Source organism: Vannielia litorea (assembly GCF_900142295.1).
In the GTDB taxonomy this organism is placed as follows: Bacteria; Pseudomonadota; Alphaproteobacteria; order Rhodobacterales; family Rhodobacteraceae; genus Vannielia; species Vannielia litorea.
This window is the reverse complement of the sequence record NZ_FSRL01000001.1, coordinates 796991-820125: the sequence shown is the minus strand read 5'-3', so window position 1 is coordinate 820125 and position 23135 is coordinate 796991. Positions and strand designations below refer to the sequence as shown.

Sequence of the window (23135 nt, the reverse complement as noted above, 5' to 3'; positions counted from 1 at the left end):
TCAGGGGCCCGGTGGTTGCACCGGCCCCAGCAGACAGCGCCTCAGAAAGGATGACCCATGCCAGCGCTTCGCCAGCTCACGCCCAAGCTCTCGGTCTCGCCGCAGATTTCTCCCGACGAGGTCCAGGCCCTGGCCGAGGCGGGCTTCGCCACGATCATCTGCAACCGGCCCGACGGCGAGGTGCCGCCCGGGCTCCAGGCCAGCGACGTGGGCGCGGCAGCCGAGGCGGCGGGCCTCACCTTCATCGTCAACCCCGTGGTGCACTCGTCGATGACCGACGAGGTGATCGCCCGGCAGCGCGAGGCGATCGAGGCCGCCCCCGGCCCGGTGCTGGCCTATTGCCAGTCGGGCACCCGCTGCACCGTGCTCTGGATGCTCGGCGCCGCGCCCGACACGCCGCCCGCCGAGCTGATCGAGGCCGCCGCCCGCGCGGGCTACGACCTGGGCATGCTCACACCCCGGCTCGAGGCCCTGCACCAGGGCTGACCGCCCCCGCATCACCCGGCCTCCCGCCCCAAGGCGCGGCAGACCCGCAAGCCGCCGTGCAAGCCGACTATAGCCACCGCACGCCCGGTCCAGAGCGAGGCTCCTCACCGGGGCCGACCGCAGCGGCGCCGCCCGGCAAGCCGCCCAAGCGGCCGCCTTCCAAGCCGACCAAACGCACGACCCGCGGCCCTCCACGAAGCTCCTCACCAAGGCCGAGCGCCCCGCAAGGTGCCCCAAGGCGCGGCAACCCGCCCAAGCCGCCCTCCGAGCCGATGAACGCCACCGCGCGCGGCCCGGAGCGAGGCCTGACACCGGGGCCGACCGCCCGCGCGGCACCCCAAGGCGCGGCAACCCGCCCAAGCCGCCGCCCTCCAAGCCGATGAACGCCACCGCGCGCAGCCCAGAGCGAGGCCTGACACGAGGGCCGACCGCCCCGCAAGGCGCCCCAAGGCCCGGCAACCCGCCCAAGCCGCCGCCCTCCAAGCCGATCAACCGCCTGCCTCGTCGGATCCGCGCCGCCGGGCGGGCCCCCTTGGTTGCGCCGCCGCGCCCTCAGCTGGCGGTCCGGCTCTCGAGGTCCGGGAGATCGGCCATCTCCGGCAGGTCGGGCAGGCCGCCCGCCCCGGCGCCACCCCCGCCCGGCAGCTCGGGCAGTTCGGGCAGGTCGTCGTCGTCCAGCCCGGCAAGGCTGTCCGGATCCTCGCCCATGCCGTCGAACCCGTCGAGTTCGGGCAGATCGGGCAACTCGGGCAGATCGGGCAGCGGCTCCGTCTCCGGCATCCTCGGCAGCCCCGCCGCGCGGTCGGCCCCCTCGTCGTCCAGCGCCGCCATCGCCGCGCCCAGCGGATCCTCCTGCGCCTCGCCCGTCTCGCCCGCCTCGACCAGACGCACGGCCCGCACGCCGGCGCTCTGGCCGAGCCGCCCGCAGGCCACCGCCGTGCCATCGCCGGTTTCCAGCCGGAGCGCCCCCAACGCGCCCGGCGGCAGCGCCAGCAGGTCGCCCGGGGCGAAATCGAGCACCTGGCCGATGCTGCGCTCGGTCCGGTGCAGCACGGCGAGCAGGGTGACCTCGGCATCCATCACCTGCGCCTCCATCCGCCGCTCCCAGGCCGCGCGGGCATCGGGATGCGGCGCCGCGCCCGGCTCGCCGGTGCTGGCGGGCCGCCCCTCCGGCGCGCGGCCCAGCGCGGGCAGAATCAGCTTGCCCGCGCCCTTGCGCGCGCCGGACCCGAGATCGAGCGCGAAATCGAGCACGCGGTAGGGCTCGTCCTCCAGCATCAGGCCGAGCGGGCGGGCATCGGGCAGGTGGCACGAAAATCCGAAGCCCGAGAGCCAGCTCGCCTGCGCCGCCTCCACGTAGGTTTCGGCCAGGGCGCGCAGCACCGCGTCGATCCAGTCGGCGCAGAGCGCGGCATCGGTCCGGGTCGGCTTGCGGGCCACCGGCGCGCCGGGCGAGAGCGCGCCCGCCGTCTGCTGCTCGATCAGCGCGCCCATTAGCGCGTTGTCGAGCACCATCACGCCCTGCGCCTCCTGCGGGCCCTCCAGCACCGCATAGAGCCCGTTGGCCGGCAGCTCGTCGAGCAGTTCGGCCAGCGACCGGGTGGCCTGGGCGGCGGCCTCGGCGGCCACCACCAGCCGCATCATCCTGTCCGACACCCGCGCCATGGCGAGGCCCAGCGCCTTTTCGACAGGCGGCAGCCCGGCCACGGCCAGCGCCGGGTCGGGCGCGGCGGCGGCGAGCTTCCGGCGCAGCACAGGGTCTCGTGATGTGTCGGTCATGGCTCCATCGGGCATGTCCCACGCGGGGCGGATTCCGGCCCGTTGTGCCATGCCGAGGTTTGAAATTGGTTAACCCCGGCCTGCGATCCGGCCCCGCGCCAAGCCCTGCCTCAGGCCGCACGCCCGGCCTGCCCGGCCATCGGCAACCGGGTGCGAAAGGCGGCGCCGCCCTTGCCCGGCAGATATTCCACCGTGCCGCCCAGCCGGGTCATGATCTCGCGGCAGATCGCCAGCCCGAGCCCCGCGCCTCCGGCGGCGGCGGTATCGGTCAGCCTTGCGAATTTCTCGAAGATGATCTCCCGCGAGCGCTCGGCAATCCCGCTGCCGTTGTCGATGAAGTCCACCGTCATCTGGCCGCCCTCCTCGCCCACCTCGATCCTGAGTTCGGGCGCCGGCGCGTCACAATACTTGGCGGCATTGGCGATGAGGTTGATGAAGACCTGCACCAGCCGGTCGCCATCGGTGACGATCTGCTGGCGCTCGCGGGCCAGGTCGCGCCGGATGCGCAGCGCCGCGCCATCGGGCGCGCCCGAGGCCACCGCCCGGTCGAGCAGGTCCGACAGCCGCACCGGGGCGAGGTTGAGGCTCACCTGTGCGTTCTCCATCACCCCGAGGTCGAGCAGGTCGTTGAGCAGACGCGTCAGGCGGCGGGCCTCGTCGTGGATGATGCCGGCGAAGCGGGCCTGATCGGCCTCCTCCAGCCCGCCGCCGCGCAGCAGCTCGCTGAACGAGCGGATCGAGGTCATCGGGGTGCGCAGCTCGTGGCTGATCTGGCTGAGAAAGGCGTCCTTCTGGATCGAGAGCTGGGTCAGCTTCTCGTTGGCCTCGCCAAGCTGGCGGGCGGTGCGGGCCAGCTCGTCGGACTTCTGTTCGAGCTGGCTGGAGTATTCGAGGATCTGCTGCGCCTCGTCGGCCACCCGCATCAGGTCTTCCACCAGCACCGAGGAGCCGCCCGCGATCTGGCCCACCATCGCATGCGCCGTGGCCGCGCCCACCGATCCCGCCAGCTCGCGCTCCAGCAGGCCGAGAAACTCGGGCGTGATCTCGGGCAGCTGCCCGCCCTTGCCCTGCGCCTCCGCCTGCCGTCGGAACAGCGCCTGCGCCTCGCCCGCGCCGAGGATCCGCTGCGCCATCATCAGCAGGTCTTCCGCCTCGGCGCTGCCCCGCGCCCAACCGCGCGCGCCGACGGTATGGGCAAAGACATTGACCACCTGCGCCGATTGCAGCCGTTCCAGCGGGCCCGGAAAGGTGCTGAGCGACACGGTGAGAAAGGCCAGCGTGTTCAGCCCCACCGACCAGAAGAGCGAATGCACCAGCGGGTCGAGGCCCTCGATGCCGAACAGCGCGCGCGGCCGCAGCCAGTCGATCTCCAGCGGCCCCTCCGCGAGGATCGCCGCGCCGATCGGCCCGCCGGGCCCGAAACTCGGCAGGAACAGCGTCCAGGCCCAGAGCGCAAAGCCGGTGACCAGCCCCGCCATCGCCCCCTTCCGCGTGGCCCCGCGCCAGAACAGCCCGCCCAGCAGCGCCGGCAGCGCCTGCGCGACCCCGGCAAAGGAGATCAGGCCAATGGCCGCCAGCGCCTCCGACCCGCCCGAGAGCCGGTAATAGAGATAGCCCAGCAGCAGCACGCCCCCGATCGAGATCCGCCGCGCCGTCAGCACCACCGCGCGCACGTCGCCCGCCATGGTGACCCCGCCCACCTGCTGGCGGCTGAGCCAGAGCGGCATGACAATGTGGTTCGAGACCATCGTGGAGAGCGCGATGGCCGCCACGATCACCATGCTCGTGGCGCTGGAGAGGCCGCCCAGGAAGGCCAGCACCGCCAGCCCGCCCCGCCCCTCGCTGAGCGGCAGGGTCAGCACGAAGAGGTCGGGGTTGGAGCCCGCGGGCATCCGCTCCAGCCCCATCACCGCAATCGGCACCACGAAGAGGCTCATCAGCATCAGGTAGAGCGGAAAGGCCCAGGAGGCGGTGGCCAGATGCGCCTCGTCCGAGTTCTCGACGACCAGCACCTGGAACATCCGGGGCAGGCAGAAGATCGCGGCGGCACTGAGAAAGGTGAGCCCCGCCCAGCGGCTCGGGTGCAGCGGCCATTCGGCCATCGGCGAGGCGTCGATCCGCGCCAGCATGTCGCCCACGCCCCCCGCCAGCCCCCAGACCACGAAGATCCCCACCGCCAGCAGGGCGATGAGTTTCACCACCGCCTCCACCGCGATGGCGGTGACCACGCCGTGATGGCGCTCGTTGGCATCCAGGTTGCGGGTGCCGAAGAGGATCGTGAACAGCGCCAGCCCGCCCGCGACCCAGAGCGCGTTGCGGGCCGAGAGCTCCGCCTGGCCCTCCGCCGAGGCCTGGGCAAAGACATCGAGCGAGAGCGTGACAGACTGGAGCTGGAGCGCGATGTAGGGCGTGGTGCCGATGACCGCGAGCAGCGTCACCAGCACGCCCAGCGCGTTCGACTTGCCGTAGCGGTTCGAGATCAGGTCGGCGATCGAGGTGATCCGCTGCGTCCGCCCCACCCGCACCAGCTTGCGCAGCACCAGCCACCAGCCGGTCAGCACCAGCGTCGGCCCGAGGTAGATGGTGAGGTATTCCAGCCCCGAGCGGGCGGCGTAGCCCACCGCGCCATAGAAGGTCCAGGCCGTGCAGTAGACGCTCAGCGACAGCGTGTAGATGATCGGCGAGCGCAGCCAGCGCGGCATCCCCCGCTGGGCGCGGCGCTCGGCGAGAAAGGCAACCAGAAAGAGGAAGCCCACGTAGAGCAGCGAGACCGCGACGAGCAGGTTAAACGACATCGTCCCTCTCGTCGGCCTTGCCCGGCGGCAGCGGCGCCGAGAGCCGCGCCGCCACGAAGCCCGCGACCGCGATCAGCAGCGCCCAGACCGCGAAAAGGTAGATCACGCCGACCCGCGTCTGCGGCCCCGCGCCCTGGCCGATCCACAGCAGCGGAAACAGCACCAGGCCGAGGCCCACCACCGGCAGCAGCCGCGCGGCATCCATCAGGCGGCGGCGGCGATAGGTCTCGCGCGCCAGGAAAAGCGGAATGTCCTCGCCATCCACCCGGTCGGCGATGTCGATGAGCCGCCGGCTGGCGGGCGCCTCGGGGGGCGGCGCATCCGGCGGCCCCTCCGCCGCCTCGCCCTCGCCCAGGCGGCTCATTCGCCCGCCAGCTCGCGCAGGCAGTCGAGCACCTCGTCGTTGGAAAAGGGCTTTGTCATGAAGCGGTTGGCCCCGAACTGCAAGGCCAGCTCGCGGTCCTTGCCCTGGCCCTTGGCGGTGAGCATCAGCACCGGCAGGCTGCGGGTGGCCTCGTCGGCGCGCAGCTCGCGCAGGATGTCGAAGCCCGACTTCCCGGGCAGCATCACGTCGAGCACCATCACGTCGGGCCGGGCGCGCGCCACCGCCTCCAGCGCCGTCGCGCCGTCCGAATGGGTGTCCACCCGCCAGCCATCGCGGCTCAGGATGAACCGGATCGCCTCGATGATGTTCGGCTCGTCTTCCACCAGCAGCACCCGCTTGCCCAACCGAGCTCCTCCCCTTGCCCCGCCGCAGCTTGGCGGCCATATGACACCCTTCCGGCGGGCGTGTCAAAACGCCGGGCGGGGCGGCCGACTCGCCCGCGCCGCCCAAACGCGCCTCTGCGCTGCCTCTGGTCGCCCGCACGGCGCCCGCAGCCCGTCGCCCGGGGATGAGCCGGGCCAATGCGGGCCGATGCGGGCCGCAAAACCTGCTCGGGCAGGCCAGAATTCCACCCCCTGCGACCACTTGCACATTGCCGTCCCTGAACGGCTTGCCTAAAAGCAGGATCGGAAGGGAGAGCCGGGCCGTGCTGCGCGATGCACAGGCCTTTTCGCTCTACCGCTCGGACAAAACACGCAAGCCGGGAGGCAGCACCTATGGCGGACGCCACCGTTCACGGTCACGACCACGAGGACAACCGGTCCTTCTTCACCCGTTGGTTCATGTCGACGAACCACAAGGACATCGGCATTCTCTACCTCTTCACCGCCGCGGTGGTGGGTTTCATCTCGGTGGCCTTCACCGTCTACATGCGGATGGAACTGATGAACCCGGGCGTGCAGTTCATGTGCGCCGAGGGCGCCCGGATGGTGGCCGATGCCGCCACCGAATGCACGCCCAATGGCCACCTCTGGAACGTGCTGGTCACCGCCCACGGCATCCTGATGATGTTCTTCGTGGTGATCCCCGCACTCTTCGGCGGCTTCGGCAACTACCTGATGCCGCTCCAGATCGGCGCGCCCGACATGGCCTTCCCGCGGCTGAACAACCTCAGCTACTGGCTCTTTGTCACCGGCACGGCGCTGGCGGTGGCCTCGGTGCTCTCGCCCGGCGGCAACGGCCAGCTCGGCTCCGGCGTGGGCTGGGTGCTCTACCCGCCGCTGTCGACCAACGAGGGCGGCTACTCGATGGACCTCGCGATCTTCGCGGTCCACGTCTCGGGCGCCTCCTCGATCCTCGGCGCGATCAACATGATCACCACCTTCCTGAACATGCGCGCGCCCGGCATGACGCTGTTCAAGGTGCCGCTCTTCAGCTGGTCGATCTTCGTGACCGCCTGGCTGATCCTGCTGGCCCTGCCGGTGCTGGCCGGCGCCATCACCATGCTGCTGACCGACCGCAACTTCGGCACCACCTTCTTCGCCCCCTCGGGCGGCGGTGACCCGATCCTCTACCAGCACATCCTTTGGTTCTTCGGACATCCGGAAGTGTATATCGTGATCCTTCCCGGCTTCGGGATCATCTCCCACGTCATCGGCACCTTCGCCCGCAAGCCGATCTTCGGCTACCTGCCGATGGTCTGGGCGCTGATCGGGATCGGGGTGCTGGGCTTCGTCGTCTGGGCGCACCACATGTACACCGTCGGCATGTCGCTGACCCAGCAGAGCTACTTCATGCTGGCGACCATGGTGATCGCGGTGCCCACCGGCATCAAGATCTTCTCCTGGATCGCGACCATGTGGGGCGGCTCCATCGAGTTCAAGACGCCGATGCTCTGGGCCTTCGGCTTCCTCTTCCTCTTCACCGTGGGCGGGGTGACCGGCGTCGTACTCTCCCAGGCCGGGATCGACCGCGCCTATCACGACACCTACTACGTCGTGGCGCACTTCCACTACGTGATGAGCCTCGGGGCGGTGTTCACGATCTTTGCCGGGATCTACTTCTACTTCCCCAAGTTCACCGGCCGGATGTACTCCGAAACCGCAGGCAAGATCCATTTCTGGGCCTTCTTCATCGGCGCCAACATGACCTTCTTCCCCCAGCACTTCCTGGGCCGTCAGGGCATGCCGCGCCGCTACATCGACTACCCCGAAGCCTTCGCCTTCTGGAACTACATCAGCTCGATGGGCGCCTTCCTCAGCTTCGCCAGCTTCCTGTTCTTCATCGTCACGATCATCTACGCGATGCGGAAGGGCGCGCCCTCGCCCGCGGCCAACCCGTGGAACGAGCACGCCGACACGCTGGAGTGGACCCTGCCCTCCCCGCCCCCGGAGCACACCTTCGAGACGCTCCCCAAGCGCGAGGACTGGGACAAGGTCGCCCACCACTGAGGCGGACCGGCTGAAAAAGACAAAGGCCCCGGCACCGCGCCCGGGGCCTTTCTTCATCGGGCGATCCCCACGCAGGCTGGGCCATCTGCCCCCCACAGCGGCGAAGAGCGGCCGCGCCGCAAGGCAAGGCCCCGATGAGCCGCCCCTCGCCCCCGGCACGCCGCAGGGATAGACTCACCCCCGATGCCCTACACCTGGTCCGATCCTCCGCCCCAAGGCACCCGCGCCCGGCTCCAGGCCTGGCCGCACCGCTCGCTGCCCAGGGTCGGCTTCGTCTGGTTCATCGGCGCCACGGCGGCACTGCTGGCGGTGCCGCTGATCCCGGCGCTGGGCACGCCCGTGCTCTGGGGCCTCCTGCCCTTCATGCTGGGCGCGCTCTGGCTGCTCTACGCGCTGCTGCAACGCAGCTACCGCGACGGCGAGATCCTCGAGGAGCTGACCCTGACAGACAGCCGCCTCACCCTCACCCGGCACAACCCGCGCGGCCCCGCGCAGACCTGGGAGGAAAACCCCCATTGGGTCCGGGTCACCCTGCACCGCACCGGCGGGCCGGTGCCGCACTACATCACGCTCTCCGGCAAGGGCCGCGAGGTTGAAATCGGGGCGTTTCTCGGCGAAGACGAGCGCAAGGCGCTCCACGCCGACCTCGCCGCCCTCCTGCCGCTTCGCGACTGACCCCGCCATGGCCCAAGCCCCCGCCACCCCCAAATGGAAACGCGCCGCGCTCCGCGCCGCCGCCGCCCTCTCGCCCGCGCTGGCCCGCGCGCTCGGGCCCGCGCCCTCCGAGCAGGCCGCGCTGGCGCGCCGCGCGCAGCCGCTGGCCGCGCCCACGGCCCCCGAGGTGGTGTTCCTGATCCCGCTGGTAGGCCGCCACCACGTCGGCGACTGGGCCACCGTGGAGGCGCGTCTCTCCGAGACGCTGGCCAGCCTCGCGGCCCAGACCGATAGCCGCTGGCGGGCGCTGGTCTGCGGGCAGGACGCGCCCGCTCTCCCTGACGACCCCCGCATCATCTTCCTGCCCTTCACCGAAGCGGTCGAGGGCAACGACAAGTGGCGCAAGCTCGCCGCCCTCTGCCGCGCCCTGCCCGACCACGGGCCGGAGGATGGCTACGTGATGCCCTTCGATGCCGACGACCTGCTCGCCCGCGGCGCGGTGGCCGAAATGCTGACCCGCCGCATGCCCGGTGGCTACCTGGTGCAGGACGGATGGCTGATGAACGTCGGCACCGGCACCTTTGCCCGCGCCGCCCGCCGCAGCCTCGCCCAGCCGGGGCAGAAACCCTTCTGGAAGCTCTGCGGCTCCTGCGCCGCCTTCCGCTGCACCCGCGATCCGGGCGATGCCGCTTTTCTGGAGGCGCTCACCGCCCACGAGCACCGGATGTTTCCCTACCTCGCCGCGCTGGCGGGCCGCCCGCTGGCCCCCCTGCACGCGCCCGCCGCGCTCTACATCCTCAACCACGGCGAGAACTTCGGCGCCCGCCGCGGGCGGGTGTCGTTCAAGGCACGCTTCGTGGAGCGCTTCGCCGTGGGTTCGGAGGAGGAGGCGCGGATCCGGTCGGCCTTTCCGACCTTGCCGGGCTAAGACAGGCGGCGGCGCAGGCCGGTGCGTGGCGGAAATTCACCCCCCACCGCTCCGGGCAGCCGCAGGGTGGTCAATCTGCCCGCCTTCTCCTAGGCCAGCCGGTCCTTCACCATCGGGCCGACGGCGCCAAAATCCATCTGGCCGGTGTAGCGTTCCTTCAGGAGGCCCATCACCTTGCCCATGTCTCGGATGCTCTCGGCGCCCACCTCGGCAATCGCCTCGTTGACCGCCGCCTCGGTCTCCGCCTGGGAAAGCTGCTGCGGCAGGAACTCCTCGATCACCTTCACCTCGGCCAGCTCGCGCTCGGCAAGATCGAGCCGCCCGCCTTCCTCGTAGGCCCGTGCGCTCTCCTGGCGCTGCTTGACCATCTTGCCCAGGATGCCCAGCACCTCGGCATCGGTCACGCCCGCCTCACCGGCGCCGTTCTCGCCCCGTGCGGCGATGTCCTTGTCCTTGATCGCGGCGTTGATCAGGCGCAGCGTCGAGAGGCGGTCGGCCTCCTTGGCCTTCATCGCCTCCTTCAGCGCCGTGGCGACGCGGGTGCGGATATCCATGCAGTCCATTTCCCTGTTTGCGCCCGCCGCGCGATGAGTGGGTGCGCGTCCCCCGGGCCAGACAAGGGCGCACCCTAAGCGGCCCGGCGGCGCGGGGCAAGCAGGGCGCAGGGGGACGCCACGGAAACAGCCCGTTTCACGCCGCCGCCTCCCCCGCCCGGCATGGGCCTCGCGCGCGCCAGGCACCGGCCAGACACCGGCCAGGCACCGGCCAGGCACCGGCCCAAAACCCGCCCCACAGCGGGTTGACGCCCCCTCCCCGCCGCCCTAGACACGGGCGGATTTGCCTTGCCCCGAAGGAGTCGCGCCCATGCCCAGCCAGCCCAGACCCACCGCCTGCCTCGCCCTCGCCGATGGCACGCTGTTCTACGGACAAGGCTTCGGGGCAACCGGCGTGCGCACCGCCGAGCTGTGCTTCAACACCGCGATGACCGGCTACCAGGAGATCATGACCGACCCTTCCTACGCGGGCCAGATCGTGACCTTCACCTTCCCCCATGTCGGCAATGTGGGCGTGAACCCCGAGGATGACGAAACCGCCGATCCGGTGGCCGAGGGCATGGTGGTCAAATGGGATCCGACCGAGCCGTCGAACTGGCGCGCCGCCGAGAAGCTCCAGGGCTGGCTCGAAAAGCGCGGCCGGGTGGGCATCGGCGGGCTCGATACCCGGCGGCTGACCCGCGCCATCCGCCAGCAGGGCGCCCCCCACGTGGCGCTCGCCCACGACCCCGAGGGCAATTTCGACATCGAGGCGCTGATCGCCGCCGCCCGCGGCTTTCCCGGTCTCACCGGGCTCGACCTCGCGAAAGACGTGACCTGCGCCCAATCCTACCGCTGGGACGAGATGCGCTGGGCCTGGCCTGAGGGCTTCACCCGCCGCGAGGGGCCCGGCCACAAGGTGGTGGCCATCGACTACGGCGCCAAGCGCAACATCCTGCGCTGCCTCGCCTCGGCGGGCTGCGACGTGACCGTCCTGCCCGCCACCGCCACCGCCGAGGAGGTGCTGGCCCATGCGCCCGAGGGCGTGTTCCTCTCCAACGGCCCGGGCGATCCGGCGGCGACCGGCGAATACGCCGTGCCGATGATCAAATCGGTGCTCGAAAAGGACATCCCGGTCTTCGGCATCTGCCTCGGCCACCAGATGCTGGCGCTGGCGCTCGGGGCGCGGACCATCAAGATGAACCACGGCCACCACGGCGCCAACCACCCGGTGAAAGACCTCACCACCGGCAAGGTCGAGATCACCTCGATGAACCACGGCTTCACCGTCGACAGCCAGACCCTCCCCGCCGGGGTGAAGGAAACCCACGTCTCGCTCTTCGACGGCTCCAACTGCGGCATCGCCGTCGAAGGCCGCCCGGTGTTCTCGGTGCAATACCACCCCGAGGCCAGCCCCGGCCCGCAAGACAGCTTCTACCTCTTCGAGCGCTTCGCGGCGGCGATGAAGGAGAAGGTGGCCGTCTGACGCGCCCCCGGCGCGGCGTTTCGGCGCCGCGCCGAGCACTCTTAACAGTTCCTTAACCAATCGGGCGGCAATGTGGCACCGTGGCGGCTGCTGGGCCTCCACGTCTGCCTCCGGGAGTCCGCTGCCAAGCCTGACCCCCGCGGCCACCAGGGGAAGGAACAGCGTGTGTTGAACCCGCTGCCGCAGCGCCGCACCACCGGCGCTGCCGAGTCAGATTTTGGCAGTGCGCTGCGTCTGGTCACGCCGCGGCGCCCGGTCGAGGCCGAGCGGCCCCGGCTCGGCACCGTGCTCGTCGATGCCGGCGTGCTCGCCCCGGCCGACCTGCTCAAGGTCCTGGCCATGCAGCAGCGCGAGGAGGCCCGGCTGGGCGAGATCCTCCTCGCCCACGGCATGATCTCCCAGGCCCAGCTGATGGCGGCCCTGGCCACCCAGTGGCGCGCGCGGGTGATCGACCCCGCCTTCGAGCCGCCCGACCCCCGGCTGGTGGACCGCTACACCCCGGAGCGCTGCCTGCGCGACACCATCTTGCCCTGGCGGCGGCTGGGCTCGCTCACCGTCGTCATCACCGCCCGCCCGCACCTCTTTGCTCGCCACGAGGAGGCCCTCACACGCATGTTCGGGCCGGTCGTCATGGCGCTGGCCCAGGAGCAGGAGGTGTTCCAGGCGGTGCAGCAGATCCGCGCCAAGGCCCTGGTGCGCCGGGCCGAGAGCCGGGTGGCGGAGCCGCTGAGCTGCCGCGAGTTCGTCTCCCGCCGCAAGCAGCGCGTTCTGCTCGCCCTCTGCATCGCCGCGCTGCTCATTGCCCTCGCCGCCCCGCGCCTCGGCTTCGCCCTGCTCACCGGCTGGGCCGTGGCAACGCTGGTGCTGCAGATGGCCCTGAAGGCCACCGCCACCGGGCTGGTCTGGCATGGCCTGCGGGCCGAGGCCCGGGCACGCCGCCGCGCCAGCGCCGACCTCGAGGCCGCGGCCCGCGCCACGCCGCCCGCAGCCCCGCTCGCCCTGGCCTCGGCGCTGCCCGCCTTCAACAGCCGCCGCAGCCGCCCGGCCATCGCCCGGCTGCCGGTGGTCTCGGTCATGGTGCCGCTCTTCCGCGAAGAGCATATCGCCAGCCACCTCATCCAGCGCCTCTCGCGGCTGACCTACCCCAAGGAGCTGCTCGATGTCTGCCTCGTCATGGAGGCCTCCGACGACACCACCCGCCTCACCCTCTCGCGCACGCCCCTGCCCGGCTGGATCCGGGTCATCACCGTGCCGCGCGGCGCGGTGCAAACCAAGCCACGCGCCCTGAACTACGCGCTCGAATTCACCCGCGGCTCCATCGTCGGCGTGTGGGACGCCGAGGATGCCCCCGAGCCGGACCAGATCCACAAGGTCGTGCAGCGCTTCCACGAGCGCCCCGCAGAGGTCGCCTGCCTCCAGGGCGCGCTCGATTTCTACAACGCCGGCACCAACTGGCTGTCACGCTGCTTCGCCGTCGAATACGCCAGCTGGTTCCGCGTCGTGCTGCCCGGTCTCGCCCGGCTCGGCTGGGCCATCCCGCTCGGCGGCACCACGCTGTTCTTCCGCCGCGAGGCGCTCGACGAGATCGGCGGCTGGGATGCCCACAACGTCACCGAGGATGCCGACCTCGGCATGCGGCTCTACCGCATGGGCTACCGCACCGAGCTGATCGAGAGCACCACCTTCGAGGAGGCCAACTGCCGCGCCCTGCCCTGGGTCAAGCAACGCTCGCGCTGGCTCAAGGGCTACGCGCTCACCTGGGCGGTGCACATGCGCAACCCGGCCCGGCTCTGGCGCGACCTCGGGGCCTGGCAGTTCGCCGGGTTTCAGCTGCTGTTCCTCGGCGCGCTGAGCCAGTTCGTCCTCGCGCCCTTCCTCTGGAGCTTCTGGCTGGTGGTGCTGGGCCTCTGGCACCCGCTCTCGGGCTGGATGCCGGGCTGGGCGGTCTGGACCCTGGCGATCACCTTCTTCGCCTCCGAGCTGGTGAACATTGCCACCGGCCTCACCGGCACCCGCCGCGCCGGCCACCCCGCGCTCTACAAATGGGTGCCCACCCTGCACTTCTACTACCCGCTGGGCTCGCTCGCCTCCTACAAGGCGCTCTGGGAGATCGTCACAAAGCCCTTCTACTGGGACAAGACGACCCACGGCCTGCACGCCGAAGACGACGAGCTGGCGCCGATCATCGTGGTGGCCCCGGCCAATGCGCCCGCACCCGCGGCGCTCAATCCTGCGCCGCGTCCAACCTGAGCCGCTGCTCGAAGGCCGCCGAGATGTGCCGGCGCAGCGCCTCTCCGGCGCCCGCCTCATCCCCGGCCGCCAGCGCATCGACGATCGCCTGATGCTCCGCCAGCGCCGCCTCGCCCCGCCCCTCGGCGGCCAGCGAGGTGGTGGCCAGCAGCGCCATCGACCGGTGCACCAGGTCGAGCTGCTGGATCAGAAAGCGGTTGTGGCTGGCCAGGTGGATCTGCCGGTGAAACCGCCGGTTCGAGCGTGAGAGCGCCGCCGGGTCGCTCACCCGCGCCCGGTCGTCCTGCACCATCTGGCCGAGCACCTTGACCTCCTCGGCGGTGGCATGGCGCGCCGCCAGCCTTGCCGCCAGCCCCTCCAGCTCGGCCCGCACGATGTAGAGCTCCGCCAGCGCGTTGTGGTCGAGCGAGGCCACGATCAGGCTGCGCCCGTCGCGCACCAGCATCCCTTGCGTCTCCAGCCGTTGCAGCGCCTCCCGGATCGGCGTGCGCGACACCCCGAAACGGTCGGCCAGTTCGCTCTCCACCAGCCGGTCGCCGGGCTTGTAGGTCCCGTGGTCGATCGCTTCGAGGATCAGCCCGTAGGCGTCTTTCTGCGGGGGCCGTTCACTCGGCATGCGTCGTTCTCCTGTCCCGTCCGGCGAGCCTATGCCCCCGCGCCGCCCCAAGGCAAGCGGGCCTTGCGCCGCACCCCGGCACCACCTAGCGTCCGCCCCATGTCGCATGCCCCCCTCTTCTCCCATGTCGCGGCCTGGGTCTTCGACCTCGACAACACGCTCTACCCGCCCGAGGCCCGGCTCTTCGACCAGATCGAGGTGCGGATGACCGCCTGGGTGATGGAGGCGCTGGGCATCGAGGAGCCCGAGGCCAACGCGCTGCGCAAGAAGTACTGGGCCGAATACGGCACCACCCTCGCCGGGCTGATGGAGGTGCACGGGCTCGACCCGGCGCCCTACCTCACCCATGTCCATGACATCTCGCTCGACCATCTCCAGGCGGATGACGCGCTCGCCGCCGCCATCGCCGCCCTGCCCGGCCGAAAGTTCGTCTATACCAATGGCTCCCGGTCCTACGCCGAGCGGGTGATCGCCGCCCGCGGGCTCTCGGGCCTCTTCGACGAGGTCTTCGGGGTCGAGCACGCGGGCTTCCGGCCCAAGCCCGAGCGCGCCGCCTTCGAGGCCGTCTTCGCCCGCGCGGGGCTCGACCCGACCCGCGCCGCCATGTTCGAGGACGACCCCCGCAACCTCGCCGCGCCGCACGCGATGGGCATGCGCACGGTCCACGTCGCGCCCGAGCGGCTGGAGGCCCCGCACATCCATCACCACACCAGCGACCTGACCGGATTTCTGACCCTGCTCTGATGCACCGCCCGGTGGGTTAACCTCTCGCCGTCTTGCAAAAATGCCGTATGCATCGGTTGTGCATGGGTTGTGTATCGGTTGTGCCCTGTGGCATTGTTGCGGTTAACGGCTGTTTCGGCCGCGCGTACCTGCATTTCTGCAAAACCCCCACCTGCGCCGATCCGCCCTCTTGGCAATCGCCCCCCGCGCGCCCTAAATCCCCGTCATGACACGGGAAACCACCGATATCCTGATCGCCGGGGCCGGCATCGCCGGCCTCACCGCCGCCGCCTGCTTCGGCCAGGCCGGATACCGCGTGACCCTCGCCGCGCCCGCCCCGCCGAGGCGCGACAAAACGCAAGGAGATCAACGCTCTACCGCATTTCTTGACCCCGCCATCGCGCTCTTCTCCGAGGCCGGCCTCTGGGCCCGGCTCGCCCCCCATGCCCAGCCCCTGCAAGAGCTCCATATCACCGACACGACCGGCTGGCCCCCCCGCACCCGCGACTCCCGCGCCTTCCGTTCCGACGCCCCCGGCACGCCCCCTCTGGCGCAGAACCTGATGAACTGGCGCATCGCCGATGTGCTGCTCAACGCTCTGGAATCGCTCCCGAATGTAGCTCTCCATTGGGGCGCCGGCTTTGCCTCCATGGTCACCCGCGAGCGCGAGGCACTGGTCCGGCTGACCGATGACAGCAGCCTCCGCGCCCGCCTCGTCATCGGTGCCGACGGGCGCGACAGCGCGGTGCGCGAAACCGCCGGAATCACGGCCGAAATCTCGCGTTTCGGGCAAAAGGCCCTGGCCTTTTCCGTCACCCACCCCGAGCCGCACCGCGACATCTCCACCGAGGTCTACAACCAGGGCGGCCCTTTCACCCTCATCCCGCTGCCGGACGAGGATGGCACCCCCACCTCCGCCGTCGTCTGGATGAACCCCGGACCCGAGGCCCTGCGTCTGCAAGCCCTTGACGCAGAGGCCTTTTCCGCCGAGGCCACCACCCGCTCCGCCGGGCTCCTGGGCCCGCTCACCCTCGCCTCTCCGCGCGCGGTCTTCCCGATCATCACGCTGCGCTCCAGGGCGCTGACCGCCCAGCGCACCGCGCTCATCGCCGAGGCCGCCCATGTGATCCCGCCGATCGGTGCGCAGGGGCTCAACACCTCGCTGAACGATCTCGCAGCCCTCCTGAAGAGCGCCACGCCAGACGCCCTCGGCTCCCGGCAACACCTTGATCGCTACGAAAATTCTCGCGCCCGCGACGTGGCCGCGCGGGTTGCCGCCATCGGCTTCTACAATCGCCTCACCCGCTCCGGCCTGCCGCCGCTGCAATCGCTCCGGCTCTCCGGCCTCAAGGCCGTGGCCGACCTGCCGCCGCTCCGCCGTGCAGTAATGAAGGCAGGGATGGGCGGTTAACCCGCCCTTAGGGTTCAGGCGATAACCTTGTCGAGAACCCGCTCGAGCCGTCCGAGCGTCGCCTCAACGTCCGCCAGCTTGTCGAGCCCGAAGAGCCCGATGCGGAAACTCCTGTAGTCGGCGCCTTCGTCCACCATCAGCGGCACGCCCGCGGCAATCTGCACGCCCTCGGCGGCAAAGGCGCGGCCGGTCTGCAACTCCGGGTCGTCGGTGTAAACCACCACCACGCCCGGCGCGCCAAAGCCTTCTGCGGCCACGCTCTTCAGGCCCTTTTCGGCCATCAGCGCCCGCGCCCCGTCGCCCAGCGCCTGCTGCGCGGCCTTCACCGTGTCGAAGCCCTTCGCCTCGGTCTCCTTCAGCGCATCGCGGAACACCCGCAGCGCATCGGTCGGCATTGTCGCGTGGTAGGCATGGCCCCCCGCCTCATAGCTCTGCATGATCGCCAGCCACTTGCCGAGATCGGCGGCAAAGCTGTCGGACTTGGATTCCGCCACCTTCTCCTCCGCCCGCGCCGAGAGCATCACCAGCCCGGCAGAAGGCGGCGCCGACCAGCCCTTCTGCGGCGCCGAGATCAGCACGTCCACCCCGGTCGCCTCCATGTCGACCCAGATGCAGCCCGAGGCGATGCAGTCGAGCACCATCAGCCCGCCAACCTCATGAACTGCCTTGGACATTTCGCTGATGTAATCATCCGGCAGGATCATCCCGCTCGCCGTCTCGACATGGGGCGCAAACACCAGAGCCGGCGCCTCGGCCCTGATCCGGGCCACCACCTCCTCGACCGGCGCGGGCGCAAAGGCCGCGGTCACGTCGTTGCCCTCGCGCCGGGCCTTCATCACGATCTCCTCGGCCGGAATCCCGCCCGCCGCAAAGATCTGGCTCCAGCGGTAGGAGAAGAACCCGTTGCGCACCACCAGCACGGTTTCGCCCTTGGCCAGCTGCCGCGCCACGGCCTCCATCGCATAGGTGCCGCCGCCCGGCACCACGGCCACGGCATGGGCGTTGTAGCAGGCTTTCAGCCCGGCCGAGATGTCTCGCATGACGCCCTGAAAGGCCTTGCTCATATGGTTCAGCGAGCGGTCGGTGAAGACCACCGAGAACTCCAGCAGTCCGTCCGGGTCGATATCTCCGCGCAAGGCACTCATGGCTGTCTCTCCCTTGTCCGTGCGCCCCTAGCTAACCCTGCCGCGCCGAGAATCAAAGTCCCGCTCCTCATTGGTCCTGCAAATACCCCGGGGTGCGTGGCGGAGCCCCGCTCATCCCCCGATCGGCCCCGGGCGCCGCTCTTCGGTGAGCAGCACGTTGGCCTCCACGTTGCCCACGCCGGGCAGCGCCATGATCCGCCGCCGCAGCACCCGCTCAAAGTCGGCCAGGTCGCGCGCCGTCACCCGCAGCCGGTAGTCGTAGAGCCCCAGCACGTGTTCCACCGTCTGCACTTCGGGGATGGCGCTCACGGCCCGCTCGAAATCTTCGAGCGATATCCGGCCCTTGGTCGCGAGCTTCACGCCAAGAAACACCGTCACGCCGAAGCCCAGCCTTTCCGCGTCGAGCCTGAGCCTCTGCCCCGAGATCGCTCCCGCCTCGCGCAGCCGCTTGATCCGCCGCCAGGCCGCCGGTTGCGAGAGCCCCAGCCTGCGCCCGACCGCGCCCGCCGACTGGCGGCCATCGGCCTGCAAGGCCCTCAGGATTTCCCAGTCGAGCTCGTCCAGCGTCATACCGGCAGCGCCTCCTGCACCTTGATGCGGCTCACATGCATCAGCGCCTCGATGTCGGCGATATGCGGCAGCGCCATGATCTTCCGGCGATAGACCTGCGTCCAATGGCCCATGTCGCGGGCGATCACTTCGAGCCGCACGTCGACCCGTCCCAGAAAGGTCTGAATCTCCGTCACCTCCCTCACCGCGCGCGCGGCTTCAAGGAATTCGTCAAAGGCGCGTGGCAGGGTCTTGTCGAGCGTCACCCGCAGCGAGACCCGGACGGCAAAGCCCAACGTCTCCCAGTCGATCACCGCCTCCTGACCGCGGATCACGCCCTCGCGCTCCATCCGCTCCACCCGCCGCCAAGCCTGCTGCGGCGAGAGCCCGACCCGCTCGGCCAGTTCTGCGGCCTTCAGCGTGGGTTCGGCCTGGAGCTGCCGGAGGATGCGCCTGTCGTGATCGTCAAGCATGATAATCCCGCTCATCTGGCAAATGACGAATGACTATTTCTCAAATGGGGCGAAAAACGTCAACTCCAACCCTCCCGCCCGCGCCGCACCACCGCTACAACCCGCCGCAATGAAACCACTCCCGGAGGGACAGACATGCGCGTGTATTATGACCGCGATTGCGACATCAACCTGATCAAGGACAAGAAGGTGGCCATCCTCGGCTACGGCTCCCAGGGCCACGCCCATGCGCTCAACCTGCGCGACTCGGGCGCCAAGAACCTTGTCGTCGCCCTGCGCGAAGGCTCCCCCTCGGCCAAGAAGGCCGAAGGCGAAGGCCTCAAGGTCATGGGCATCGCCGAAGCCGCCGCCTGGTGCGACCTGCTGATGTTCACCATGCCCGACGAGCTTCAGGCCGAGACCTGGAACAAATACGTCAAGGACAACATCAAGCCCGGCGCCGCCATCGCCTTCGCCCACGGCCTCAACGTGCACTTCGGCCTGATCGAGGCGCCCGCCGAGGTCGACGTGATCATGATGGCCCCCAAGGGCCCCGGCCACACCGTGCGCGGTGAATATGCCAAGGGCGGCGGCGTGCCCTGCCTCGTGGCCGTGCACAACGATGCCTCCGGCAAGGCGCTCGAGATCGGCCTCTCCTACTGCTCCGCCATCGGCGGCGGCCGGTCGGGCATCATCGAGACCAACTTCCGCGAAGAGTGCGAAACCGACCTCTTCGGCGAGCAGGTCGTGCTCTGCGGCGGCCTCGTCGAGCTGATCCGCATGGGCTTCGAAACCCTCGTCGAGGCGGGCTATGCCCCCGAGATGGCCTATTTCGAGTGCCTCCACGAGGTGAAGCTGATCGTGGACCTGATCTACGAGGGCGGCATCGCCAACATGAACTACTCGATCTCGAACACCGCCGAGTATGGCGAATACGTCAGCGGCCCGCGCATCCTGCCCTACGACGAGACCAAGAAGCGCATGAAAGAGGTGCTGGACGATATCCAGCGCGGCAAGTTCGTCCGCGACTTCATGCAGGAAAACGCCGTCGGCCAGCCCAACTTCAAGGCCACCCGCCGGATCAACGACGAGCACCAGATCGAGGCCGTGGGCGAAAAGCTCCGCGCCATGATGCCCTGGATCTCCGCCGGCAAGATGGTCGACAAGTCGCGCAACTGAGGCGCGGCCCGAACCGGCCTGTGCAAGACCGAGCAACCCCGGCCACCGCGCCGGGGTTGTCTCTTCCGGGAGAGCAGGATGAACGTGCAAGCCCCTGACATCACGGCCCGAAGCTGGGCGATGATCGCCACCCTCGGCGTGGTCTGGGGCGGCACCTTCATGGTGCAGAGCCTGGCGCTGCAAACCACGGCGCCCTTCTGGGTCGCCGCGGCGCGGGTCAGCTTTGCGGCGCTTCTCACGGCGCTGGTCTGGCGGCTGAGGGGCGGGCGCATGTTCACCACCCCGGTCACCGACTGGCCCCGCCTCACCCTCGTGGCGCTGCTGTCCTCGGCCATTCCCTTCATGTGCCTGAGCTGGGGCCAGCAATTCGTGCCCTCGGCCTTCGCCGGGGTCTCCATGGCCAGCGTGACGCTCTTCATCCTCCCGCTCGCCCACCTGTTCCTTCCTGGCGAGCGGATGACCCTGCGCCGCACGGCGGGCTTTCTGCTCGGCTTCGCGGGGGTTGCGGCGCTGATCGGGCCCGAGGCGCTTTCGGCCACGGGCACCGCAAACGAGAGCTGGGGCCGCGCGGCCTGCCTGGCGGCGGCGGGCTGCTATGCCGTCTCCTCTGTGATGATGCGCCGCCTGCCTCCGATCGACCCCATCGGCCTCACCTTCGCCACCGTGGCCATCGGCGCGCTCTTCGTCATCCCCGTGGCGGCTCTCGTGCACGGCGCGCCCTCCAACCCGGGCACGAACGGGCTGCTGATGCTCGCCCTGCTAGGCCTGGTGCCCACCGCCGGGGCCAACCTGCTGCGCATCCTGGTGATCCGTTCCGCCGGCCCGGTGTTCATGAGCCTCACAAACTACCTGGTGCCGCTCTGCTCCATCCTCTTCGGCTGGCTGATCCTCTCCGAGGATCTGCCCGGCTCGCTCTTTCTCGGCATGGCGCTGATCCTCTCCGGCGTGTTCCTCAGCCAATGGGGCGCGCTCACCCGGCTGTTCCGCCGCCCGTGAGCGCAGGCGCACAAGGAGCAGGGCCGGGTCGCACATTGATATAATATAACGCCGCCCCCATCTGCCCCGCATGACCAACCTTCATGTGAGCACCAGAGAGGGCCTGCCATCCGAGATGCAGACCCTCCTTCGGGCCACCCCGCGCGATACCTGGCCGGGGCACCCGAACTTCGCCGCCTCCGTCGCCAAGTGGATGGGGGCTCACCAGATGTTCCGCGATCTCGCCCGGGTCACCCGGGAAGATACGGAGAGCTACATCGACACCACGATGGACGATGACGCCTTCACCCGCTCCCTCGCCCGCTTCGGCGACCGGTTGGTGCGCAACCTCCACGGCCACCACGCCTGGGAGGATCAGCGGTTCTTTCCCGAGCTGAACCGGGCGGACGCGCGGTTCGAGGAAGGGCTGGAGATGCTGGAGGCCGACCATGTCGAGATGGACGCCCTGCTGGAGCGGTTCACCCGCAAGGGCAACCGGATCATCCAGCTCGCCCACCTGGACCCCGGCCAGATGCAGGAGGAGGCGCGCGGCTTCCATGACGAGGCCGTTGCCGCCGAGGCCTTTCTTGCCCGGCATCTCACCGACGAGGAAGACCTCGTGGTGCCGATCATCCTGCACCACAAGCTGCGCGGCTGAGGCGCAGCCCCGGGCCTGCCCCTTCCGGCAGGCCCGGTCGCGGCTCAGGCCGCCGGGTCCAGCCTGTAGTCGGCATCGACCTGGGGCGCCATCGTGCACCAGCTCTCGCCATTCCAGACCCAATGGGCCTCACGGGTTTCGGCTTTCAGCACCACCCGATCGGCGGAGAGGTCCAGAAGCTCCGCAGGCATCAAGCTGAGAAAGAGGTAGAGGGCTTCGGTGGTCAGACACATGGGATCGCTCCTCGCTGCTCGCGTTGGCCTCCCTGCGTGCAACCTGCGCCCTTTCTGCGGTGCGGCATACAGGGCCGCACCACCGCGCAGTGTGTCCCTTCGAATTAACAGGAAATTCCGACCATTTTGTGACCGCACCGCCCAGGCAATAGGCAGGTCAGGCCGCGCTGGCGGCCTCCACCTCGGCGACGATGCCATCGACGACGCGCTTCAGCAGCCCCTCGTCCTCGCATTCCGCCATCACCCGGATCAGCGGCTCGGTGCCGCTCTTGCGGATCAGCAGCCGCCCCTTGCCGGCCAGCTCGGCCTCCGCCGCTTCCAGCCGGGCCTTCACCTGTGCGGCCTCCAGCGGGTCCTGGCCCGCCGCATAGCGCACGTTCTTCAGCATCTGCGGCACCGGCTCGAAGCTGCGCGCCAGCGCGCTCGCCCGCTGGCCCGTGGCCACCATCGCGGCCAGAAACTGGATGCCCGCCAGCAGCCCGTCGCCGGTGGTGGCGTAATCGGTCATCACGATATGCCCCGACTGCTCGCCGCCCAGGTTGAACCCGCCCGCACGCATCCGCTCCACCACGTAGCGGTCGCCCACGCCGGTGCGCTCCAGCCGCAGGCCGCGCCCTTCCAGAAACCGCTCCAGCCCGAGGTTGCTCATCACCGTGGCCACCAGGGCGCCGCCCTTCAGCAGGCCCAAGTCGCCCCAGCGCGCCGCCAGAAGCGCCATCACCTGGTCGCCGTCGGCAATCGCGCCGGTCTCGTCGATGATCATCACCCGGTCGGCGTCGCCATCCAGGCAGATGCCCACGTCGGCCCCATGGGCCACCGCCGCCGCCGCCGCCGCCTGGGGCGAGGTCGAGCCGCAGTTGTCGTTGATGTTGTACCCATTGGGCGACACGCCCAGCGGCACCACCTCGGCGCCCAGCTCCCAGAGCACCTCGGGCGCGGTCCGGTAGGCCGCGCCATTGGCGCAATCCACCACCACCTTCAGCCCGGCCAGCGAGGCCCCGACCGGAAAGCTCGCCTTGGCGCGCTCGACATAGCGGAAGCGCCCGTCGTCGATCCGCCGGGCCCGGCCGATGTTGTCGGCCGCCGCCGGCTCCACGCCGCGCTCCACCAGCCTCTCGATCTCCTCCTCGGCCTCGTCCGAAAGCTTGAACCCGTCCGGCCCGAAGAACTTGATCCCGTTGTCATGGGCCGGGTTGTGCGAGGCGGAGATCATGATCCCCAGGTCGGCGCGCATCGAGCTGGTCAGGTAGCCCACCGCCGGCGTCGGCACCGGGCCGAGCAGCAGCACGTTCATCCCCGTGGAGGTGAGCCCCGCCGTCAGCGCGTTCTCGAACATGTAGCCCGAGAGCCGCGTGTCCTTGCCGATCACCACCCGGTGGCCGTTGGAGCCGTCGCGGCGAAAGTAGCGGCCCGCCGCCGCGCCCAGCTTCAGCGCCATCTCGGCGGTCATCGGCGCCTCGTTGGCCTTGCCGCGCACCCCGTCGGTTCCAAACAGCGTCCTGCCCATC

The 23135-nt window shown here is 70.0% G+C and carries 22 protein-coding genes; 11 read left to right on the top strand and 11 right to left on the bottom strand.

Translation table 11 applies throughout. From position 1 onward, the window contains the following. Positions 1 to 57 precede the first annotated feature (57 nt). A complete protein-coding gene (locus BUR94_RS04215; protein WP_074254991.1) occupies positions 58 to 486 on the top strand; it encodes a protein tyrosine phosphatase family protein in 429 nt (142 codons plus the stop codon). A gap of 552 nt (positions 487 to 1038) precedes the next feature. Here BUR94_RS04215 and BUR94_RS04210 read toward each other — a convergent pair. From BUR94_RS04210 to BUR94_RS04195, 4 genes are all read right to left on the bottom strand, one after another. After that, entirely contained in the window at positions 1039 to 2280 is a 1242-nt protein-coding gene (locus tag BUR94_RS04210) for a FliM/FliN family flagellar motor switch protein (RefSeq protein ID WP_139301219.1), read from the bottom strand. 95 nt (positions 2281 to 2375) lie between these two features. After that, positions 2376 to 5060 carry an ATP-binding protein gene (locus BUR94_RS04205; RefSeq protein WP_074254989.1) on the bottom strand — a complete coding sequence of 895 codons (2685 nt, stop codon included), beginning with the start codon at positions 5058 to 5060 and terminating at the stop codon, positions 2376 to 2378. Then, on the bottom strand, positions 5050 to 5424 hold the full coding sequence (locus tag BUR94_RS20860; protein WP_245794372.1) for a hypothetical protein: 375 nt from the start codon (positions 5422 to 5424) through the stop codon (positions 5050 to 5052). Before BUR94_RS20860 ends, BUR94_RS04205 begins: the two co-directional genes overlap by 11 nt. Next, positions 5421 to 5789, bottom strand: coding sequence for a response regulator transcription factor (locus BUR94_RS04195; RefSeq protein ID WP_074254988.1), 369 nt, complete (start codon positions 5787 to 5789; stop codon positions 5421 to 5423). The genes BUR94_RS20860 and BUR94_RS04195 overlap by 4 nt, the downstream gene beginning before the upstream one ends. A gap of 372 nt (positions 5790 to 6161) precedes the next feature. Between BUR94_RS04195 and ctaD the strand changes: the two genes are divergently transcribed. From ctaD to BUR94_RS04180, 3 genes are all read left to right on the top strand, one after another. Continuing rightward, on the top strand, positions 6162 to 7835 hold the full coding sequence (gene ctaD / locus BUR94_RS04190; RefSeq protein ID WP_074254987.1) for a cytochrome c oxidase subunit I: 1674 nt from the start codon (positions 6162 to 6164) through the stop codon (positions 7833 to 7835). A gap of 183 nt (positions 7836 to 8018) precedes the next feature. Further along, on the top strand, positions 8019 to 8510 hold the full coding sequence (locus BUR94_RS04185) for a DUF2244 domain-containing protein (RefSeq protein WP_074254986.1): 492 nt from the start codon (positions 8019 to 8021) through the stop codon (positions 8508 to 8510). Positions 8511 to 8517: 7 nt separating this feature from the next. Continuing rightward, on the top strand, positions 8518 to 9417 hold the full coding sequence (locus BUR94_RS04180; protein ID WP_074254985.1) for a glycosyltransferase family protein: 900 nt from the start codon (positions 8518 to 8520) through the stop codon (positions 9415 to 9417). 89 nt (positions 9418 to 9506) lie between these two features. Here the strand turns inward: BUR94_RS04180 and BUR94_RS04175 are convergent, their stop codons facing one another. Beyond that, entirely contained in the window at positions 9507 to 9971 is a 465-nt protein-coding gene (locus BUR94_RS04175; RefSeq protein ID WP_074254984.1) for a GatB/YqeY domain-containing protein, read from the bottom strand. 310 nt (positions 9972 to 10281) lie between these two features. Between BUR94_RS04175 and carA the strand changes: the two genes are divergently transcribed. Together carA and BUR94_RS04165 are read left to right on the top strand one after the other, a co-directional pair. Beyond that, complete coding sequence (carA, locus tag BUR94_RS04170; RefSeq protein ID WP_074254983.1) at positions 10282 to 11436, top strand: glutamine-hydrolyzing carbamoyl-phosphate synthase small subunit; 1155 nt, start codon at positions 10282 to 10284, stop codon at positions 11434 to 11436. A 165-nt stretch (positions 11437 to 11601) separates the two neighbouring features. Beyond that, positions 11602 to 13686, top strand: a complete 2085-nt coding sequence (locus BUR94_RS04165) for a glycosyltransferase (RefSeq protein ID WP_245794370.1) — start codon at positions 11602 to 11604, stop codon at positions 13684 to 13686. Here the strand turns inward: BUR94_RS04165 and BUR94_RS04160 are convergent. Next, positions 13661 to 14302, bottom strand: coding sequence for a GntR family transcriptional regulator (locus BUR94_RS04160; protein ID WP_074254981.1), 642 nt, complete (start codon positions 14300 to 14302; stop codon positions 13661 to 13663). The genes BUR94_RS04165 and BUR94_RS04160 overlap by 26 nt on opposite strands. A 99-nt stretch (positions 14303 to 14401) precedes the next feature. On the opposite strand from BUR94_RS04160, the gene BUR94_RS04155 reads away from it, so the two are divergent. Further along, positions 14402 to 15046 (top strand): pyrimidine 5'-nucleotidase, encoded by a 645-nt coding sequence (locus BUR94_RS04155; protein ID WP_074254980.1) that lies wholly within the window; start codon positions 14402 to 14404, stop codon positions 15044 to 15046. A 205-nt stretch (positions 15047 to 15251) separates the two neighbouring features. Further along, complete coding sequence (locus tag BUR94_RS04150; protein WP_074254979.1) at positions 15252 to 16436, top strand: FAD-dependent monooxygenase; 1185 nt, start codon at positions 15252 to 15254, stop codon at positions 16434 to 16436. 14 nt (positions 16437 to 16450) lie between these two features. Here BUR94_RS04150 and BUR94_RS04145 read toward each other — a convergent pair whose 3' ends face one another. The 3 genes from BUR94_RS04145 to BUR94_RS04135 all read right to left on the bottom strand — a co-directional run bounded on the left by BUR94_RS04145 (position 16451) and on the right by BUR94_RS04135 (position 18603). Next, positions 16451 to 17581 carry an aminotransferase class V-fold PLP-dependent enzyme gene (locus tag BUR94_RS04145; RefSeq protein WP_074254978.1) on the bottom strand — a complete coding sequence of 377 codons (1131 nt, stop codon included), beginning with the start codon at positions 17579 to 17581 and terminating at the stop codon, positions 16451 to 16453. Positions 17582 to 17692: 111 nt separating this feature from the next. Continuing rightward, complete coding sequence (locus BUR94_RS04140; protein WP_074254977.1) at positions 17693 to 18151, bottom strand: Lrp/AsnC family transcriptional regulator; 459 nt, start codon at positions 18149 to 18151, stop codon at positions 17693 to 17695. Continuing rightward, the gene (locus BUR94_RS04135) at positions 18148 to 18603 is read right to left on the bottom strand and encodes an Lrp/AsnC family transcriptional regulator (RefSeq protein WP_074257574.1); all 456 of its coding nucleotides are present in this window, start codon (positions 18601 to 18603) and stop codon (positions 18148 to 18150) included. Before BUR94_RS04135 ends, BUR94_RS04140 begins: the two co-directional genes overlap by 4 nt. Positions 18604 to 18738: 135 nt before the next feature. Here BUR94_RS04135 and ilvC point away from each other — a divergent pair, with 135 nt between their 5' ends. The 3 genes from ilvC to BUR94_RS04120 all read left to right on the top strand — a co-directional run bounded on the left by ilvC (position 18739) and on the right by BUR94_RS04120 (position 21394). After that, positions 18739 to 19761, top strand: coding sequence for a ketol-acid reductoisomerase (ilvC, locus tag BUR94_RS04130; protein WP_074254976.1), 1023 nt, complete (start codon positions 18739 to 18741; stop codon positions 19759 to 19761). A gap of 78 nt (positions 19762 to 19839) precedes the next feature. Further along, on the top strand, positions 19840 to 20757 hold the full coding sequence (locus BUR94_RS04125) for a DMT family transporter (protein ID WP_074254975.1): 918 nt from the start codon (positions 19840 to 19842) through the stop codon (positions 20755 to 20757). A gap of 70 nt (positions 20758 to 20827) precedes the next feature. Continuing rightward, positions 20828 to 21394, top strand: a complete 567-nt coding sequence (locus tag BUR94_RS04120; protein WP_074254974.1) for a hemerythrin domain-containing protein — start codon at positions 20828 to 20830, stop codon at positions 21392 to 21394. A 44-nt stretch (positions 21395 to 21438) separates the two neighbouring features. On the opposite strand, the gene BUR94_RS04115 is transcribed toward BUR94_RS04120, so the two are convergent. Beyond that, a complete protein-coding gene (locus BUR94_RS04115) occupies positions 21439 to 21627 on the bottom strand; it encodes a hypothetical protein (RefSeq protein WP_074254973.1) in 189 nt (62 codons plus the stop codon). A gap of 157 nt (positions 21628 to 21784) precedes the next feature. After that, complete coding sequence (glmM, locus tag BUR94_RS04110; protein WP_074254972.1) at positions 21785 to 23134, bottom strand: phosphoglucosamine mutase; 1350 nt, start codon at positions 23132 to 23134, stop codon at positions 21785 to 21787. Position 23135 lies beyond the last annotated feature (1 nt).